The sequence below is a fragment of the Kineosporia sp. NBRC 101677 genome, assembly GCF_030269265.1.
In the GTDB taxonomy this organism is placed as follows: Bacteria; Actinomycetota; Actinomycetes; order Actinomycetales; family Kineosporiaceae; genus Kineosporia; species Kineosporia rhizophila.
Genome location: NZ_BSTA01000006.1, coordinates 290,098 through 307,331, shown reverse-complemented (window position 1 = coordinate 307,331; position 17,234 = coordinate 290,098). Strand labels below are relative to the sequence as shown.

Here is a 17,234-nt window from a genome sequence, read left to right as displayed (position 1 = left end):
ATGAGCGCCAACGATCATCTGCACCTCGGCATCGCCCTCGACGGTGCCGGCTGGCACCCCGCCGCCTGGCGGCAGCCGGACGCCCGCCCCGCAGAACTGCTTTCACCGGGCTACTGGACCGGCCTGGTGCAGGAGGCCGAGGCCGGCCTGCTCGACCTGGTCACCATCGAGGACGCACTGAACCTGCAGTCCGACGAGCTGTTCGCCCAGGACGAGCGCACCGACCGGGTGCGCGGCCGGCTCGACGCGGTGCTGATCGCCGCCCGGGTGGCCCCGGTGACCAGCCACATCGGGCTGATCCCGACCGCCGTCACCACCCACACCGAACCGTTCCACCTCTCCAAGGCCGTTGCCACGGTCGACTTCGCGGCGCTGGGCCGGGCCGGGGTGCGGGTGCAGCTGGCGCCCCGCCAGGACGCGGCCCGCCACTTCGGCCGCCGCGAGGTGCCCGCCATCGATGTCGCCCGGATCAACGAACCCGACCAGCAGCAGCTGCTGGCCGACGGTTTCGACGAGGCGGCCGACTACGTCGAGGTGCTGCGCCGGCTGTGGGACAGCTGGGAGGACGACGCCGAGATCCGGGACGTGGCCAGCGGCCGGTTCCTGGACCGGGAGAAGGTGCACTACATCGACTTCGAGGGCCGCTGGTTCTCGGTCAAGGGCCCCTCGATCACCCCGCGCCCGCCGCAGGGCCAGCCGGTGGTCGCCGCCCTCGGGCACTCCGACATCCCCTACCGCCTGATCGGGCGCGCCGCCGACCTGGGCTTCGTCACCCCGCACGACGCCGAGCAGGCCGCCACCCAGGTGCGCCAGATCGACGAGCACCGCCTCGCCGCCGGCCGCGCGGACGAGACCGTGCACGTGTGGGCCGATCTGGTGGTGGTGCTGGACGAGACCGAACAGGCCGCCCGCGACCGGCTGAACCACCTGAACGAGCTGACCGGGGCCGAGTACACCAGCGATGCGCTGATCTTCGCCGGTACGCCGGGCCAGCTGGCCGACCTGCTCACCGAGTGGAGCACGGCCGGGCTGACCGGCTACCGGCTGCGCCCGGCCACCCTGCCCTACGACCTGACCCAGATCACCCGCGGCCTGGTGCCGGAACTGCAGCGACGCGGCCGGTTCCGCACCGCCTACCCGGAGAAGGCCACGCTCCGGAGCCTGCTGGGGCTGCCCCGGCCGGCCAACCGTTACGCGACTGCCTGAGAGGCTCGGAGATGACCAAGCAGATTCACCTGGCGGCGCACTTCCCGGGCGTCAACAACACCACGGTCTGGAGCGACCCGGCGGCCGGCAGCCACATCGAGTTCGAGTCGTTCCGGCGTTTCGCGCAGATCGCCGAGCGCGGCAAGTTCGACTTCCTGTTCCTGGCCGAGGGCCTACGTCTGCGTGAGCAGAAGGGCCAGATCTACGACCTGGACGTGGTCGGGCGCCCGGACACCTTCACCGTGCTGGCCGCCCTGGCCGCGGTCACCGACCGGATCGGCCTGACCGGCACGATCAACTCGACCTTCAACGAGCCCTACGAGGTGGCCCGGCAGTTCGCCAGCCTCGACCACCTCTCCGCCGGGCGCGCCGCCTGGAACGTGGTGACCAGCTGGGACCGGTTCACCGGCGAGAACTTCCGGCGCGGGGGCTACCTGGCCCAGGAGGACCGCTACGAGCGGGCCCGGGCGTTCCTGCAGACCACCACCGAACTGTTCGACTCCTGGAACGGCGTCGAGGTCGTGGCCGACCAGGAGAACGGCCGGTTCCTGGACTCCGCCGCCCCGGGCCGGTTCCGGCACCAGGACCGGTTCTTCGACATCGAGGGCCAGTTCAACGTGCCGACCAGCCCGCAGGGCCGGCCGGTGGTCTTCCAGGCCGGTGACTCCGACGAGGGCCGCAACTTCGCCGCCGCCCAGGCCGACGCCATCTTCTCGCGCTACTCCCAGTTCGACGAGGGCAAGGCGTTCTACACCGACGTGAAGGGCCGGCTGCCCGGATTCGGCCGGGCGCCCGAAGACCTGCTGATCCTGCCGGCCGCCAGTTTCGTGCTGGGCGACACCGACGCCGAGGCCCAGGAGATCGCCCACCAGGTGCGCCGCCTGCAGGTCTCCCCGCAGACCGCGATCAACTTCATCGAACAGCTCTGGAACACCGACCTTTCCGACTTCGACGTGGACGGCCCGCTGCCGTCGTTCGACCCGGTCGTGGAGGGGGACTCGATCGCCAAGGGCCGCGCGAGCGTGCGTCAGCTGGCGAAGGACCCGGTGGCCCTGGCCAACGAGTGGCGGGCCCGGGCCGAGGCGGAGAAGCTCTCGGCCCGCGACCTGGTGATCGAGGTGACCGGACGGCAGACGTTCATCGGCTCACCGGCCACCGTGGCCGAGACGATCAACCGGTTCGTGCAGGAGGACGTCTCCGACGGCTTCATCCTGGTGCCGCACATCACCCCGGACGGCCTGGCCCCGTTCGTGGACACGGTGGTGCCGCTGCTGCAGGAGCGGGGGGTGTTCCGGACGGACTACGAAGGCACGACGCTGCGGGATCATCTCGGTCTGAAGTACCCCGCCTAGTTCGGCCTAGTTCAGGTTATAGCGCAGTGGGGGCCTTGCGGCAAGGCCCCCGTCACCCCTCAGAATCGCTCGCGGTCAGCGATTTCTGGGGGTTCCGCTATGCGAGTGGTGATGTCGACCTACGGGTCGCGAGGAGACGTCGAGCCGATGGCCGCGCTCGGCGTGACGTTGCAGCAGCTGGGCGTCGAGGCGGTGGTCTGTGCGCCGCCCGAGCCCGAGTTCGAGGCGTTGCTGGAACGTTCGGGCGTGGCCATGGTGCCGGCCGGAATGTCGGTGAAGGAGCTGATTGCCCACGCCCGGGCGAACCCGCACGTAACGTTGCCGGAGCGGGCGCGGACGGTGACCGCGGCGCAGTACGAGGTGGTGCTCGAGGCGGCGCAGAAGGCCGACGTGATCATCGGCAGCGGTCTGATGCCCGCTGCGGCCGGAGCCCGCACCGCCGCCGACCAGCTCGGACTGCCCTTTCACCTGGTGGCGTTCCAGTCGGTGACGATGCCCTCGCCCCACCAGCCGCCGATCGCCTACCCCGGTCGTCCGCTGCCACCGGACGTCACGGACAACCGCGAGCTGTGGAAGCTCGACGTCGAGAACATGAATGCCATCTTCGGCGGGGCGGTGAACGACCACCGGGCCACCGTCGGGCTACCCCCGGTGCCGGATATTCGCGCCCATGTCCTGAACAAACGTCCATGGTTGGCGGTCGACCCCACCTTGGCTCCCTGGCAGCCTTCGGACCTGGTCGACGTGCTGCAGACCGGCGCCTGGATCCTGCCCGACACAAGACCTCTCGCGCCTGAGGTGGAGGCGTTCCTGGCGGCGGGAGATGCGCCGGTGTACGTGGGATTCGGCAGCATGGCCATGGGCAATGCGTCCGCGGAGGTCGCGACGGCTGCGGTGGAGGCGGCCCGCGCCCTGGGCCGCCGCATCATCCTGGCCCAGGGGTGGGCCGGGCTGTCGGCCATCGACTCCCAGGACGACTGTTTCGTGGTCGGGGATGTGAACCAGCAAAGTCTGTTCCCCCGCTGCGCCGCCGTGGTGCATCACGGCGGCGCGGGCACCACGACCGCCGCCGCCCGCGCCGGCGTACCCCAGGTGATCGTGCCACAGGTCGTGGACCAGCCCTTCTTCGCCCGCCGCGTCTCAGAACTGGGCATCGGCGTGGCGCACGAAGGCAGTGTTCCCACGGCGCACTCACTGACCGAGGCGCTCCGGAAAGCCTTACCCCTGGCGGCTGCGGCCCAGGAAGTGGCCGGGCAGATCAGGACCGATGGGACGCTCGTGGCGGCTCGGGCGCTGGGAGCGGCTTGACCGCGGTGCACTCAGACGGTCGCGTCGATCGCCTCGGCGACGTCGGGTGGGAGTGGGTAGGGGGTTTCGGGCGGGAGCAGGGCCTGGGCGGTTTCGAGTTCGCCGGCCGAGACGTGGGCGTGGATCTGGTGGGCCAGGCCGGTGACGTCGTGCAGACCCACGATCCACTCGTCCACGTACTGGTCTACCGCATCCCGGGAGAGCCCCAGTTGCAGGGAGCGGAACGGCAGGGGCTGCATCTGCAGTGAGCGTTCCGGGTCCCACTGGTAGCGAACTGGCGAGGCCTTCAGGGCCCTGGCCCAGGTGGCACGGTCGGGGTGGCGGGCGCGGTCGAAACTGCTGGCGCACGAGCGGGTCAGGGCCGCTTCGAAGCCGGTGCGGGTGAGCTCGACCGCGAGCACCCGTTCCTGGCCGGGTTTGGTGGCCCAGCCGGAGCGGTACATCATCCACCGGAACGAGGGTTTGATCCAGGTCATCCGCTCGCGTCTGAACGGGGTGACGAACCGGCCCGCGGCGAGGGCCGGTTCGGCGATCCCGGGGGAGTAGGCCTGGTAGACGGTGATGGTGGACTCGGTCCAGGTCGCCCGGACCTGGTGATGTGGCGTTTCCATGAGAAGGCCATGATCGTGCGGGCGGCGGGTGGACGGCCACCGGTTTAGAGACTCACCTCGGACCAGTCGAGGCCGTTCAGGTTGACCACCACCGCCTCCTGGGTGGTGCGGGCGATCACCACCAGCGCCTCCTCTCCAGGGTCGGGGTTCTCCTCGCGGTGCGGCACCCAGGGCGGTACGAACACGTAGTCGCCGGGGGAGGTCTCGATCCGGCGCTCCACCGGTTCGGGACCGTCGAGGTCGGCGAACACGAACACCGGGTGCCCGGAGACCACGTAGATCGCGGTCTCGGAGGCGCCGTGGTGGTGGTTGCCGGAGTTGGTCAGGGCGGGCACGTGGGTCTGGCCCATCCACAGGTTCTGGGCGCCGACCGTCTTGCCGCTGACCGCCTCCAGCCGCTTCATGCCCGAGGTCTGGGTGGTCTGCCCGACCAGGTTCGCCGGGGCGATCTGGTGCAGGCGGGTGTGGAACGGGTCGATCCCGGGCGGCAGCAGCACGCCGCTGGGGGTGCGGACCGGTTCGTCGCCCTGCGAGGCGGCGGGCAGGTGGACGGCGGGCATTCAGGCTCCCTGGGCGTACTCGACTGGGGCGTATTCGGGGTAGGGCGCGGGGGTGAGCGCGGGCCGGGCGAGCAGCCGGCGCAGCGCATCGACGGCCGGGGCGACGGTGTGCGGGGACAGGCCCCGCCGGGCCCAGACGGCCAGTGGCAGGGGCTTGGGGGCGGGCAGGTCGTGACGAGGGGCCAGACCCTCGGGGGTCTGGCCCAGGGTGGCCATCAGCGCCACGCCCAGACCGGCCCCGACGGCCGCCTGGACCCCGGCCAGCTGGATCGCCTCGGCGTTAACCATAGCCGGGATCGCGTTTTCCGCAAGGGTTTCCAGAGCCCGCGAACGCAGGGCGCAGGGCTGGTCGAAGGCCACCACCGGGATCGGCGCGTTACCCGGCGGGCGCTGCCAGGTGGGCGCCGCGTACCAGGTCAGAGCCAGATTGCCGACCGGCGTGGCGCGCAGGTCGTCGGCCGGGCCGAGCAGCAGCGCCAGGTCGACCCGGCCCTCGGCCAGGCCCTCGCGCAGCTTGGTGCCGCGGTCGAGGCGGAAGCGGATGCGCAGGTCCGGCAGGGTGGTCGCGAGCTGCGCGGAGAGGTAGGGCAGCAGCTGCGCGGCGGCGTGCTCGGTGGAGCCGATCACCACCGACTCGGTGCTGTGCCGGCCGAAGCTGCGCAGCGTCTCGTCGTGCAGGGCCAGCAGGCGGCGGGCCTGGACCAGCAGTCTCTCCCCGTCGCCGGTGAGTCGCGAGCCCCGGCCGTGCCGCTCGATCAGGACCCGGCCGGTCGCGCTCTCCAGCTTGCGCACGTGCTGGCTGACCGCGGCCTGGCTGAGGTGCAGGGAGGTGGCGGCGCGCTGGAAACCGCCGGTGTCCGCGACGGCCACGAAACTGCGGAGCGGGGCGATGTCCAGGATCTGACTCATGTCTATCAGAATACTAGAGAATGATCGGAAATCGTGATGGGTGTTCATCACAAAGCGTCAGACCCCGACACCTGGACAGAAAAACCCCTGGCCACGCATGCTCGAGGACATGACCCGGACGGCCCTCGCGAACCCCGCCAACTGTCGCTGACCACCCGTTGACAGCCGCGCCGCGCACCTGACGGCGCCGCGTCGTCCCTCGTTCCCGCTGTTCTCCCGTTCTCGATGTTTCTCGTCGTCATGCCGTCAGAAGGGCTCCGCCATGCCTGAAACACCCCGTCGCACCCTCAAGCTCGGGGCGATCCTGCTCGGCGTCGGTGGTCCCGGCCAGCACCGCACCTGGCTCGATCCGGAGATCCCGGCCGATGCCAGCGTCGACGTGAACTGGTACATCGACCGGGCCAAGGAGGCCGAGGCGGCCCGCTTCGACCACGTGTTCATCGTGGACAGCCAGTTCATCACCCCCGACTCGCCGAACCACTACCTCAGCCGGCTCGAGCCGCTCACCCTGCTCTCGGCGATCGCCGTGCACACCCGGCACATCGGCCTGGTCGGCACCCTCACCACCTCGTACAACGAGCCGTTCAACGTGGCCCGCCGGCTGGCCTCGCTGGACCACATCAGCGGCGGCCGGGCCGGCTGGAACGTGGTCACCAGCGGCGACGCCGGCACGGCGGGCAACTACAGCCGCGACCAGCACTTCGACTACGCCACCCGGTACGGCCGGGCGCTGGAGCACGTGCGGGTGGCCCAGGGGCTGTGGGACTCCTACGAGGCCGACGCCCTGCCCCGCGACCGCGAGCGCCAGGTGTTCCTGGACCGCTCGAAACTGCACGCCCTGAACCACGTCGGGGAGCACTTCTCGGTGGTCGGGCCGCTGAACATCGAGCGCACCCCGCAGGGGCAGCCGGTGATCTTCCAGGCCGGCGACTCCGAGGAGGGCCGCGACCTGGGCGCCGAGATCGCCGACGCGATCTTCACCCACGCCCCGAGCCTGGAGCAGGCGGTGGCCTTCCGCACCGAGATCCGCGAGCGGGCCGCGGCCAAGGGCCGCAACCCCGAGCACGTGCTGATCGTGCCGGGCATCTTCCCGGTGATCGCCGACACCGACGCGGAGGCGCAGGCCCGGCAGGACGCCCAGCTGGGGGCCAAGAGCTTCGAGAAGGCCCTGGCCGAACTGGGCCGGCCCTTCGGCTGGCACGACTTCAGCCAGTACGACCTGGACGCGCCGTTCCCGTCGGTGGCGGCGGCGGGGGAGCGCAGCTTCCGCACCCAGGCCGAGGCGATCACCCGGCTCGCCCAGACCAACCAATGGACGCTTCGGCAGGTTGTGGAGCACCAGCTGGCTTCCGGGCGCTCACCTTTCGTCGGCTCGCCGCTCACCGTGGCCGATGAGATCCAGCGCTGGTTCGAGGCCGGGGGCTTCGACGGCATCAACATCAGCGTCAACTCCCCGCGCGAGTTCGCCCGCTTCACCGAGCAGGTCCTGCCGATCCTGCGCGAGCGCGGCGTGGTCCGCAGCGAGTACGAGTCCACCACCCTGCGCGGCAACCTCGGCCTCCCGGTCCCGGAGAACCGCCACACCGCAGCCCGGTCCACCACGTCCGAAGCTCCCCTGCTCGTCCCCTGACTCCTCCTGACTCCCTCTCACTCCCTCTGACTTCCCCTGCCCGAACCCGAACCGAGGAACAGCCATGAACCCCAGTCCTGATCTACGTCGTCGGTCCTTCCTGAGCGGTCTGCTGGCCGCTCCCGTGCTCGGCGCGGTGCTGGCGGCCTGCGGCGGTGACTCCGGTTCCGGCGGGGCGGCCGGCGCGGCCACCCTGAAGTGGGCCAGCAGCTACTTCCCGACCCACTGGGACCCGGTGGTCGGCGGCTCCGGCGCCCAGTTCCGTCACCTCTCCCTGGTCTACGCCTCGCTCACCCGGGTGGACGAGAAGGGTGAGGCGGTGCCCGACCTGGCCGAGAGCTGGGAGTACAACGACCAGGGCGACCAGGTCACCTTCCACCTGCGGGCCGGGCTGAAGTTCAGCGACGGCACCCCGGTCAACGCGGACGCGGTCAAGCAGGCGATCGAGCGGGCCAAGACCCAGGAGGACTCGGCCCTGTTCGGTGACCTCACCTCGATCGACAAGGTGACCACCGAGGGCGAGCTGGACGCGGTGGTGCACCTGACCCAGGTCGACTACCAGATCCCGCTGCTGTTCGGCGAGCGGGTGCTGCAGGTGGCCAGCCCCAAGGCCGCCGCCGACCCCAAGACGCTGGACCAGAACCCGGTCGGGCACGGGCCTTTCGTGGTCTCCCAGATCATCCCCGGCACCAAGGCGGTGCTGGAGAAGAACCCGGACTACTGGGACGCCGAGAACATCCACATCGACAAGGTCGAGCTGGTCTCCGCCCCCGACCCCTCCACCGTGGTCTCGGGCCTGCAGACCGGCGTGTACAACTTCTCCGACCTGGCCCCCAGCCAGGCCGAGGCGGCCGAGGACGCCGGCCTGGACGTGTTCGTGCAGCCCGGCTACAACGCCTCGAACCTGAGCCTGAACGTGAACAAGAAGCCGTTCGACGACCCGAAGGTGGTCGAGGCCGTGCGCCACGGCATCAACCGGCAGGAGTTCGTGGACAAGCTGACCTTCGGCTACGGCACCCCGGCCACCCAGCCGTTCCCGAAGGAGTACATCGCCTACGACCCGCAGTCGGCCGACCTGTGGCCCTACGACGTGGACAAGGCCAAGGCGGCGCTGGCGCAGTCGAAGTACTCCGGCGACGACCTGAGCATCGACCTGGTGATCCCGGACGAGGACCCGGCCGCCGAGATTGTGCAGGCGCAGCTGGCCGCGATCGGCATCACGGTGAACATCAAGATCGACAAGAACTGGGCCACCCCGTTCTTCGCCAAGGACCTGGTGGCCTCGCTCTACGGCACCACCGGGCGGGACTCGCCGCTGCAGACCCTGACCGCGCACTTCGGCCCCAACGGCCCGCTGAACCTCAGCACCCCCTACGAGCCGGAAGGTTTCGAGAAGGCGGTGGCCGCGGTCCGGGAAACCCCGCTTGAGGACGCCGGTTACGCCTCGGTCCTGCAGGCCGCCACTCGCGAGGGTCTGGTCAGTGAGGCCCTGGTCTTCACCTACTCACAGCCGAACGTGTACGTGAAGGACCCGGCGATCTCCGCGCTGCCGAAGAACCCGGGGCACATCAACTGGACCGGTGTGAAGATCTCGTGACCGTTCTGGAGAACCGGTTGCTGGTGCTGCCCGCCCGCCGCTCGAGCGACCTGGCCGTACGGGCCGGCCGGGTGCTCGGGCGGATCCTGCTCACCCTGGTGCAGTCGGTGGCGATCTTCGTGCCGGTGTTCCTGGTGGCCACCTTCGTCACCTTCGCGCTGCGGGCGATCAGCGGTCTCAGCCCGGCCCGGCTCTCACTGGGGGAGCAGGCCACCCCGGAGGCGATCGCCCGGATCGAGGCGCAGTGGGGTCTGGACCAGCCGTTCCTCAGCCAGTACTGGACCTGGCTGACCGACATGCTGCGCGGCGACCTGGGCAACAGCTGGTCCAACGGGGCGAGCGTGGCCGAGCTGATCGGGCTCGGCCTGGGCATCAGCCTCTCGGTGGCCGCGCTCGCCCTGACCATCGGCATCGTCCTGGGCTTCGCCTTCGGGGCCCTGGCGGCGCTGCGCCCGCGCACCTGGATCGACCGGACGATCACCGCGGTGATGACGGTGTTCTCGGTGATGCCGGCCTTCGTGGTGGGCATCGTCCTGGTCACCGTGTTCGCCGTCGGCCTCGGCTGGTTCCCGGCCTCGGGCTACGTGCCGCTGGAAGTCGGCGCCTGGCCGTGGTTCTCGCACATCCTGCTGCCCGCCCTGGCGCTCAGCCTGGACGTGGTCGCCGACGTGGCCCGGCAGCTGCGCTCCGGGCTGATCGCCGCCTATCGCGAGAACTACGTCACCGGGGCCCTGGTGCGCGGGCTCAGCCCGCGCCGGATCTTCCTGCGGCACGTGTTGCGCAACGGCATCGGCCCGACCCTGGCGGTGCTCGGGCTGAAGTTCCCGGCCCTGATCGGCGGTGCGGTGGTCACCGAGTGGATCTTCGGGCTGCAGGGTTTCGGCCGCTTCGCCAACGACTCCGCCCAGGCCGGTGACGTGCCCGCGGTGCAGGGCGTGCTGGTCGTCTCGATCGTCCTGGTCGTGGTGTTCAACCTGGTCGTCAACATCGTCCTGGGCCGGCTCACCCCGGCCTCCCAGCGGGGGGTGTGATGCTGCAACGCATCTGGGCGCTGCCCACCGGCAAGATCGCCTTCGCCATCCTCGGCCTGGTCGCCTTCCTGGCCGTGTTCGGCCCGCTGGTCGCCCCGCAGGACCCGCTGGCCGGCAGCCCGCAGGCCCTGGCCGGGCCGTCCTGGCAGCACTGGCTGGGCACCGACTACCTGGGCCGCGACGTGCTCAGCCGGCTGCTCGACGGCTCGCGCACCAGCATCGTCGGCTCGCTGCAGGTGGCGCTGATGGCGATGGCCGTGGGGGTGCTGCCGGGCATCCTGTCGGTCTACCTCGGCCGGGTGTTCGAGTGGACGGCCCTGCGCCTGGTGGACACGCTGATCTCGCTGCCCTTCCTGGTCTTCGCGGTGGCAGTGACCGCCCTGCTGGGCAACGGCATCACCCAGGCCATGCTCACCGTGGGCGTCCTGGTCTCGCCGCTGTTCTTCCGGGTCTCCCGGGCGGCCACCCTTGCGGTGGCCCGCTCGCAGTACGTGGAGGCCGCGCTGATCTGCGGCTCCTCGTTCGGGCAGGTGCTGCGCCGGCACGTCTGGGTCAAGGTGCTGCCGCCGATCGGGATCGCGCTGGCCCAGACCATCGGCGTCGGCTTCGTGGTGGTCTCCAGCCTGACCTTCCTCGGGGTCGGGGTGCAGCCCCCGGCTCCCACCTGGGGCGGTCTGCTGGCCTCGGACCTGGGCTACCTGGATTACCAGCCCTGGGCCCCGGTGGTCCCGGCGCTGCTGATCATGGGCACCGTCTGGGGCTGCAACCTGCTGGCGGACGCCCTGCGGGACGTTTCCGGTACGCCGCGCCGGGTCGTGGAGGTGGCTCGATGAGCGATTCGGTGCTTTCCCTGCAGGACGTACGGATCAGTACCGAGGACCGGGAACTCGTGCACGGGGTCTCCTTCGACCTGCCGGCCGGCGGGGTGGTCGGCATCGTCGGGGAGTCCGGCAGTGGCAAGACCCTGACCTGCCGCTCGGCCCTGGGCATCCTGCCCGAGGGACTGCACGTCTCGGGCGGCTCGGTCACCATCGACGGCTCGGACATCGCGGGCCTGACCACCCGGCAGTGGACGGCGCTGCGGGGCTCGACGATCAGCGCGGTCTTCCAGGACCCGGCCTCGTACCTGAACCCCTCACTGACCGTCGGCTCGCAGATCGCCGAGGTGCTGCGGGTCAAGGCCGGGCTGCGCCGGCGCCAGGCCCGGGAACGGGCCCTGGAGCTGCTCTCGGCCGTGCACCTGCGCGACCCGCACCGGGTCTACGACCAGTACGCGTTCGAACTGTCCGGCGGCATGCAGCAGCGGGTGCTGATCGCGGCCGCCATCTCGCTGGAGCCCAAGGTGCTGATCGCCGACGAGGCCACCACCGCCCTCGACGTCACCGTGCAGGCCGAGATCCTCGACCTGCTCTCGGACCTGCGCGAGAGCATCGGCCTGGGGCTGGTCCTGGTCTCCCACGACCTGGCCGTGGTCGCCCAGCTGTGCCAGGAGGTGCTGGTGATGCGCTCCGGCTCGGTGGTCGAGCAGGGCCCCACCGCGCAGGTGCTGCACGACCCGCAGCACGAGTACACCCAACTGCTGATCCGCGAGCACGAGCAGTACGGGCTCGACCGGTTCCTGGAGGCTGTCGATGGCTGAACCCGTCCTGGAAGTGACCGATCTCGAGGTGCACTACGGCCTCCGGGCCAAGCGTCACCGGGCCCTGACCGGGGTCTCGCTGTCGGTGCGGGCCGGGGAGGCGGTCGGCCTGATCGGCGAGACCGGCTCGGGCAAGTCCACCCTGGCCCGTTCGGTCCTCGGCCTGGTCTCGCCCAGCGCCGGCCGGATCCGGGTGGGCGGCCAGGACGTCACCGGCTACTCGCAGCGGCAGTGGCGGGCCTTCCGCCGGCGCGGGGTGGTGCAGTACGTGTTCCAGGACCCGCTGCGCAGCCTCGACCCCGATCTCACCGTCCAGGAGTCGCTGCTGGAACCGCTGCTGGTGCGCGGCGACTCGCGCGCCGAGGCCCTGGGCCTGGTCCGGACCCAGCTGGAGCGGGTCAACCTGGAGGCGGAACTGCTGCCCCGCCTGCCCGCCGAGCTCTCCGGCGGTCAGCGTCAGCGGGTGGCCGTGGCCCGGGCCCTGGTGGTCCAGCCGCAGCTGATCATCCTGGACGAGCCGGTCTCGGCGCTCGACGCGGCCAACCGGGTGCAGGTGCTGCAGATCATCAAGGATCTGCGCGACGCCGGCACCGCGCTGGTGTTCATCTCCCACGACCTGGGCTCGGTGGCCGGGGTCGCCGACCGGGTGGCCGTGCTCTACCAGGGCGAACTGGTCGAGGCCGGGCCGACCCGCACGGTGCTGAGGGAACCGCAGCACGCCTACACCCGCCTGCTGCTCGGTTCCGTGCCCACCCTGCGCTCGGCCCCGGCCTCGCGCGAAGAACGCCGGGCCCTGCGGGCCCAGCTGTAGACCACCCCTCGAGAGGAGTTGCCATGACCCGCAAGCTGCATCTCGCGGTCTCCGCCTACGGGGTGGGCGGCCCCGGCCAGCACGGCCTGTGGAAGGACCCCCGGGTCCCGAAGAACGCCAGCATCGACATCCAGTACTACATCCGCCAGGCCCAGATCGCCGAACAGGCCCTGTTCGACGCGTTCTTCGTGGTCGACAGCCAGTTCATCACCGCCGACTACCCCTCGCACTACCTCAACCGGCTGGAGCCGCTGACCCTGCTCTCGGCGGTGGCCACCCACACCAGCCGGATCGGCCTGGTCGCCACCGCCAGTTCCACCTACAACTCGCCGTTCAACCTGGCCCGGCGCTTCGCCTCGCTGGACCAGATCAGCGGCGGGCGGGCGGCCTGGAACGTGGTCACCAGCTTCGACACCGGCACCTCGCGCAACTACGGCCTGGACGAGCACCTCGACTACGCCACCCGTTACGGCCGGGCGCTCGAGGCGGTGCAGGTGGTCCGCGGGCTGTGGGACTCCTACGAGGACGACGCCTTTCCCGCCGACCTCGACGCGAACGTGTTCCTCGACCCGGCCAAGCTGCACGCCCTGAACCACGTCGGCGAGCACTTCAAAGTGGCCGGTCCGCTGAACATCTCGCGTTCCCCGCAGGGCCAGCCGGTGATCTTCCAGGCCGGGGTCTCCGAGGAGGGCCGTAACCTGGCCGCGCAGGTGGCCGAGGGCATCTACGCCCCGGGTGGCTCGCAGGCCGAGGCCCAGGCCTACTTCCGCGACATCAAGCGCCGGGCCGAGGCGGTGGGCCGCGACCCGCAGCACGTGCTGATCTTCACCGGAGCCACCCCGGTGGTCGCCGGCACCGACGAGGAGGCGCACCGGCGATCGCGTGAGATCTTCGAGGAGGACAACGACTTCGACCGCAAGCTCGGCTTCCTCGGGCGCAGCTTCGGAGCGTACGACTTCAGCCGGCACGACCTCGACGCACCCTTCCCCGACGTGGCGCACCTGGCCGAGAAGGGCGGCCGCACCGCCGGTCAGGCGATCGTCGACCGGGCCGCGGCCGAGAACCTGACCCTGCGGCAGGTGGTGGACACGCTCACCGAGTACAAGCCTTCCCCGTTCACCGGCGCTCCCGACACCGTGGCCGACGCGATCGAGGAGTGGTTCGTCACCGGTGCGGCCGACGGTCTGAACCTGCGCTTCCGTGCGCTGGAGGATCTGGAGCGGTTCGCCGGGGACGTGGTGCCGGTGCTGCAGAAGCGCGGACTGTTCCGGACCGAGTACGAGGCGGACACCCTGCGCGGCAATCTCGGCCTTCCGATCCCGGAAAACCTTTACACAGCGAAGGTTGCCCAGTGAGCCGCACCTTGACCGGAGGCCGCGACGTCCACGTCGTGCCCTTCCCGCAGGACACGCCACCGGTCGCAGTTGACGTCCTGGTCGTCGGTGCCGGGCCGGTCGGCCTCTCCGCTGCGGTCGAACTGCGCGGCCGCGGCCTGAACGTGGCCGTGGTGGACAAAGCCACCGAAGCGACGCTGGTACGGGCCGGCGCGATGGGCCATACCCCGCGCGTGGTCGAGCATTTCCGTCGCTGGGGTCTGCTGCAGCGGATTCGCGACGAGTGGACGTTCCCTCCGGAGTGGAACCGTGGTATCCGGCTGATCACCTCACTGGCCGGTCACGACCTGGGGCCGGATCCGGTGTACTCGCGCACCGCCCAACGCAAACCGAGTGTGGAAGAGGCCCTCCGACGTCCTCAATCGGCTCTGCAAAAGGTCTTCCTGGACCGCCTGCGCGAGCTGGACGTGCCGGTCTCCGGGGGCTGGGAACTACGGGCACTACAAGAAACTGAGGACGGGGTGCTCGCCTCCGTGGTCCGCGACGGTGAGGAGCGGGTCGTCGAGGCGCGGTTCATCATCGGCGCCGACGGAAACCGCAGCACCGTGCGCACTCTGGCCGGCATCGAACGAGACGGTGAACGGGCCACCGAGAAGCGCTACCGGCTGATCGTGCGCACCGGCGACATCGCCGACAAGGTCGGACCGGCGCCCAGTGGCGTGAACATCGTCTTCAACGAGAAGTCCTCGGGATTCCTGGCGGCCGTCAGCCACCACGACTGGCGGGTGTACGCCGGTCCCTTCCCCCTCGACCACGAACCCACCGAGAGCGAACTGATCGAGACCGCGCAGGCGTCCTTCGGTTTCGATCTGGACCTGGAACTGGTCTCGGCAACGGTCTACTACGACGCCAGCCGGATCGCCCAGACCTTCCGGCGTGGGCGAATCCTGCTGGCCGGAGACGCGGCGCACGTGCGCACCCCGGGCGGCAACCTCGGCGAGGGCTTCGGCGACGTGGTCAACCTGGGCTGGAAACTGGCTGCGGTCCTGCAGAACCAGGCTTCGGACGGCCTGCTCGACTCCTACGACGAGGAGCGCCGCCGGCACAACTGGCGCATCGCCGACCACGCCCTGGAACGCTCACGCCGCAGCCGTGCCACCCTGGCCGAGTTGCGGGCCGAGGGCATTCCGGCCGACGACGACGTGAGCGAGTGGGCGGGGGAGCGACGCGAGAAGATCCGGGCCCGGCTGGCCGCGGAGTCGGTGGTCGCCCCGGGTGTCACCTTCGACGAGCGCTACGACCAGTCCCGCTCCATCTGGTACGAGGCGAAACCCGACGAGCCGGAATGGGATCCGGCGGTCTACCGGGACGACCCGAGGCCCGGCCACCGGGCGCCGAACGGTCTGGTCGACACCTACGGCAGTACGCTCTACGACCGGATCGGTGCCGGGTTCGCCCTGGTATCGCTGGGCGACAACCGTTCGCTGGAGACCTCGTTCAGTGAGGCCGCGGAACGCCGTGGGCTGGGCTTCACGGTGATCCACCTGAAAGACGTTCCGGCGGGCCAGCTCTACCAGGACGCGCCGTACTTCCTGATCCGCCCCGACCAGCACGTGGCCTGGCGCGGTGAGGAACTACCCCCGGGCGGGGCGGAGGCGGTGTTCGAGCGGGTGCTCTAGGGGCGGCGGCTGATGTCGGCGCAGGCCTCGCAGACCGTATCCGGGATCAGGCCGGCCCGCATCAGCAGGGCGAAGATCCGGCAGCCGACGCAGAACCCGAGCGCCGACTCCAGGCCGGCGAAGAGCACCATCATCGCCAGCAGGATCTGCGCGGGCCCGGCCTGCCCCACTGCGGTGAGGACGACCGCGGCGCTGGTGACGACCGCCCCGATCGCCTGGGCGAAGCGCTTGGGCGGCCCGGGCGTGGGGCGCGCCGGGCCCAGCCGCGGCGCGATCACCCGGGTGGCCAGCTGTCCGAGCGGGCTGAACGTGGGGCCGGCCGCCACCCGGGCGATGAATCCGTAGGCCAGCAGCACGCTCAGCCACAGCCAGCCGTCGTCGACCAGCAGGCTCAGTAGCAGCGTCAGTGCGGACAACGCCACCACCCCGGCCGCCACCGCCCGGGCGGCCAGCTCGTTGACCGGGTTGGGAAAGCTGAACAAACCGGGCTTGGGAACGGAGACCAACTGGGCCGTACTGATCTGCTCCATCGTGCGTTCCGTTCCGTCAGACGTCGTTCGCTCGGCCCCCATCACATCATGCCTATGTTTCCGGTAGAGAAGAAGACCTCCGGTGGGTGCGGGATGCTGAGGGGGTGAGCGAACCCCCGGCCCGGTCGAAAGATGTGGATGACCTGTACGACAGGGCCTGCGACCTTGCGGAGTCCGGCCAGCATTCCGACGCCGAACCACTGTTCCGCCGGGCTGCCGAGTTGGGGCATCCCCACGCCTGGCTCGCGCTGGGAAACAGTCTGGGCAGCCTGGAGCGCCATGCGGAAGCTGTCGACGCCTATCGTGCGGCCGCCCAGCAGGGCGACCCCGATGCCTACCTGAACCTGGGCATCCACCACGAAGAGCTGCAGGACTGGGCCTCGGCGGAGGAGGCCTACCGCCAGGCCGAGATCGCGGGCGACGCCCGGGCGATGAGAGCGCTGGGTGACCTGCGGCGCTGGCACGGCGACCCGGCCGCCGCCAAGGACCTCCTGCGCCAGGCTGCCGGTGAGGGGGATGCGTACTCGGCCGGCTACCTGGGAGTCTGGCTCTACGAGGACGATCCCACGGCCGACGTGGAGGCACTCCTGCGTCAGGGCGCGGAGGTGGACGATGACGCACGGTCGGACCTGGCCTGGATCCTGCGAGCCGGCGGTGATCTCGACCAGGCCGAGAGCCTGCTGCGCCGGGGTGTGGACGCCGGGCATGCCGACTCCAGCATCAAGCTGGCGTTGCTGCTCGAGGAAGACCGTCACGATCTGGTCGGCGCCGAGGACCTCCTGCGCCAGGCAGCCGCAGCCGGTGAGTTGTTCGCCTGGAACAATCTCGGCACCCTGCTGTGGGAACAGCGGCGATTTCTGGAAGCTCAGGCAGCTTTTCAGCGAGGCGCTGCCGGTGCAGACGCTCTGGCCGGGCGTAATCTGCGGCACCTTTACGCGACCCACCGACGTCAGCTCAACCGGGCTCACCGCAAGCTCAGGCGAGCCGCATCCGGACAGCGCTGAGCCAGGACAAGGTCTGGCCGCCGAGGTGTACAC

16 protein-coding genes are annotated in these 17,234 nt (G+C 70.4%); 12 read left to right on the top strand and 4 right to left on the bottom strand.

What is annotated here, in order from left to right; all coding sequences use genetic code 11:
- From QSK18_RS19470 to QSK18_RS19460, 3 genes are all read left to right on the top strand, one after another.
- The gene (locus tag QSK18_RS19470; RefSeq protein ID WP_285621386.1) at positions 1-1,206 is read left to right on the top strand and encodes an LLM class flavin-dependent oxidoreductase; all 1,206 of its coding nucleotides are present in this window, start codon (positions 1-3) and stop codon (positions 1,204-1,206) included.
- 11 nt (positions 1,207-1,217) lie between these two features.
- Positions 1,218-2,558: an NtaA/DmoA family FMN-dependent monooxygenase gene (locus QSK18_RS19465; RefSeq protein WP_285621380.1), complete on the top strand. Its 1,341-nt coding sequence runs from the start codon at positions 1,218-1,220 to the stop codon at positions 2,556-2,558.
- Positions 2,559-2,657: 99 nt separating this feature from the next.
- Positions 2,658-3,866 carry a glycosyltransferase gene (locus tag QSK18_RS19460; protein WP_285621375.1) on the top strand — a complete coding sequence of 403 codons (1,209 nt, stop codon included), beginning with the start codon at positions 2,658-2,660 and terminating at the stop codon, positions 3,864-3,866.
- An 11-nt stretch (positions 3,867-3,877) separates the two neighbouring features.
- Here QSK18_RS19460 and QSK18_RS19455 read toward each other — a convergent pair whose 3' ends face one another.
- From QSK18_RS19455 to QSK18_RS19445, 3 genes are read right to left on the bottom strand one after another with little or no spacing between them, the layout of a single operon-like run.
- Complete coding sequence (locus QSK18_RS19455; RefSeq protein ID WP_285621370.1) at positions 3,878-4,477, bottom strand: DUF4291 domain-containing protein; 600 nt, start codon at positions 4,475-4,477, stop codon at positions 3,878-3,880.
- Positions 4,478-4,521: 44 nt separating this feature from the next.
- Positions 4,522-5,037, bottom strand: a complete 516-nt coding sequence (locus QSK18_RS19450) for a cupin domain-containing protein (RefSeq protein WP_285621367.1) — start codon at positions 5,035-5,037, stop codon at positions 4,522-4,524.
- A complete protein-coding gene (locus tag QSK18_RS19445; RefSeq protein WP_232809582.1) occupies positions 5,038-5,946 on the bottom strand; it encodes a LysR family transcriptional regulator in 909 nt (302 codons plus the stop codon). It abuts the gene before it with no gap.
- Between the two features lie 262 nt (positions 5,947-6,208).
- Between QSK18_RS19445 and QSK18_RS19440 the strand changes: the two genes are divergently transcribed.
- The 8 genes from QSK18_RS19440 to QSK18_RS19405 all read left to right on the top strand — a co-directional run bounded on the left by QSK18_RS19440 (position 6,209) and on the right by QSK18_RS19405 (position 15,667).
- Positions 6,209-7,576 carry an LLM class flavin-dependent oxidoreductase gene (locus QSK18_RS19440; protein ID WP_232809583.1) on the top strand — a complete coding sequence of 456 codons (1,368 nt, stop codon included), beginning with the start codon at positions 6,209-6,211 and terminating at the stop codon, positions 7,574-7,576.
- Positions 7,577-7,640: 64 nt separating this feature from the next.
- A complete protein-coding gene (locus QSK18_RS19435; protein WP_285621362.1) occupies positions 7,641-9,173 on the top strand; it encodes an ABC transporter substrate-binding protein in 1,533 nt (510 codons plus the stop codon).
- Positions 9,174-9,223: 50 nt separating this feature from the next.
- Entirely contained in the window at positions 9,224-10,204 is a 981-nt protein-coding gene (locus QSK18_RS19430; RefSeq protein ID WP_352396596.1) for an ABC transporter permease, read from the top strand.
- Positions 10,204-11,037, top strand: a complete 834-nt coding sequence (locus QSK18_RS19425; RefSeq protein ID WP_232809586.1) for an ABC transporter permease — start codon at positions 10,204-10,206, stop codon at positions 11,035-11,037. Before QSK18_RS19430 ends, QSK18_RS19425 begins: the two co-directional genes overlap by 1 nt.
- Entirely contained in the window at positions 11,034-11,843 is an 810-nt protein-coding gene (locus QSK18_RS19420; RefSeq protein ID WP_232809587.1) for an ABC transporter ATP-binding protein, read from the top strand. Before QSK18_RS19425 ends, QSK18_RS19420 begins: the two co-directional genes overlap by 4 nt.
- Positions 11,836-12,654, top strand: a complete 819-nt coding sequence (locus QSK18_RS19415; protein ID WP_232809588.1) for an ABC transporter ATP-binding protein — start codon at positions 11,836-11,838, stop codon at positions 12,652-12,654. The genes QSK18_RS19420 and QSK18_RS19415 overlap by 8 nt, the downstream gene beginning before the upstream one ends.
- A 23-nt stretch (positions 12,655-12,677) precedes the next feature.
- Positions 12,678-14,009 carry an LLM class flavin-dependent oxidoreductase gene (locus QSK18_RS19410; protein WP_285621353.1) on the top strand — a complete coding sequence of 444 codons (1,332 nt, stop codon included), beginning with the start codon at positions 12,678-12,680 and terminating at the stop codon, positions 14,007-14,009.
- Positions 14,006-15,667 (top strand): FAD-dependent oxidoreductase, encoded by a 1,662-nt coding sequence (locus QSK18_RS19405; RefSeq protein ID WP_285621351.1) that lies wholly within the window; start codon positions 14,006-14,008, stop codon positions 15,665-15,667. Before QSK18_RS19410 ends, QSK18_RS19405 begins: the two co-directional genes overlap by 4 nt.
- On the opposite strand, the gene QSK18_RS19400 is transcribed toward QSK18_RS19405, so the two are convergent.
- Positions 15,664-16,197: a DUF4395 domain-containing protein gene (locus tag QSK18_RS19400; protein ID WP_285621349.1), complete on the bottom strand. Its 534-nt coding sequence runs from the start codon at positions 16,195-16,197 to the stop codon at positions 15,664-15,666. The two genes, QSK18_RS19405 and QSK18_RS19400, sit on opposite strands and share 4 nt — an antisense overlap.
- A 104-nt stretch (positions 16,198-16,301) precedes the next feature.
- Here QSK18_RS19400 and QSK18_RS19395 point away from each other — a divergent pair, with 104 nt between their 5' ends.
- Entirely contained in the window at positions 16,302-17,201 is a 900-nt protein-coding gene (locus QSK18_RS19395) for a tetratricopeptide repeat protein (protein WP_285621347.1), read from the top strand.
- The last annotated feature ends 33 nt before the right edge of the window (positions 17,202-17,234 follow it).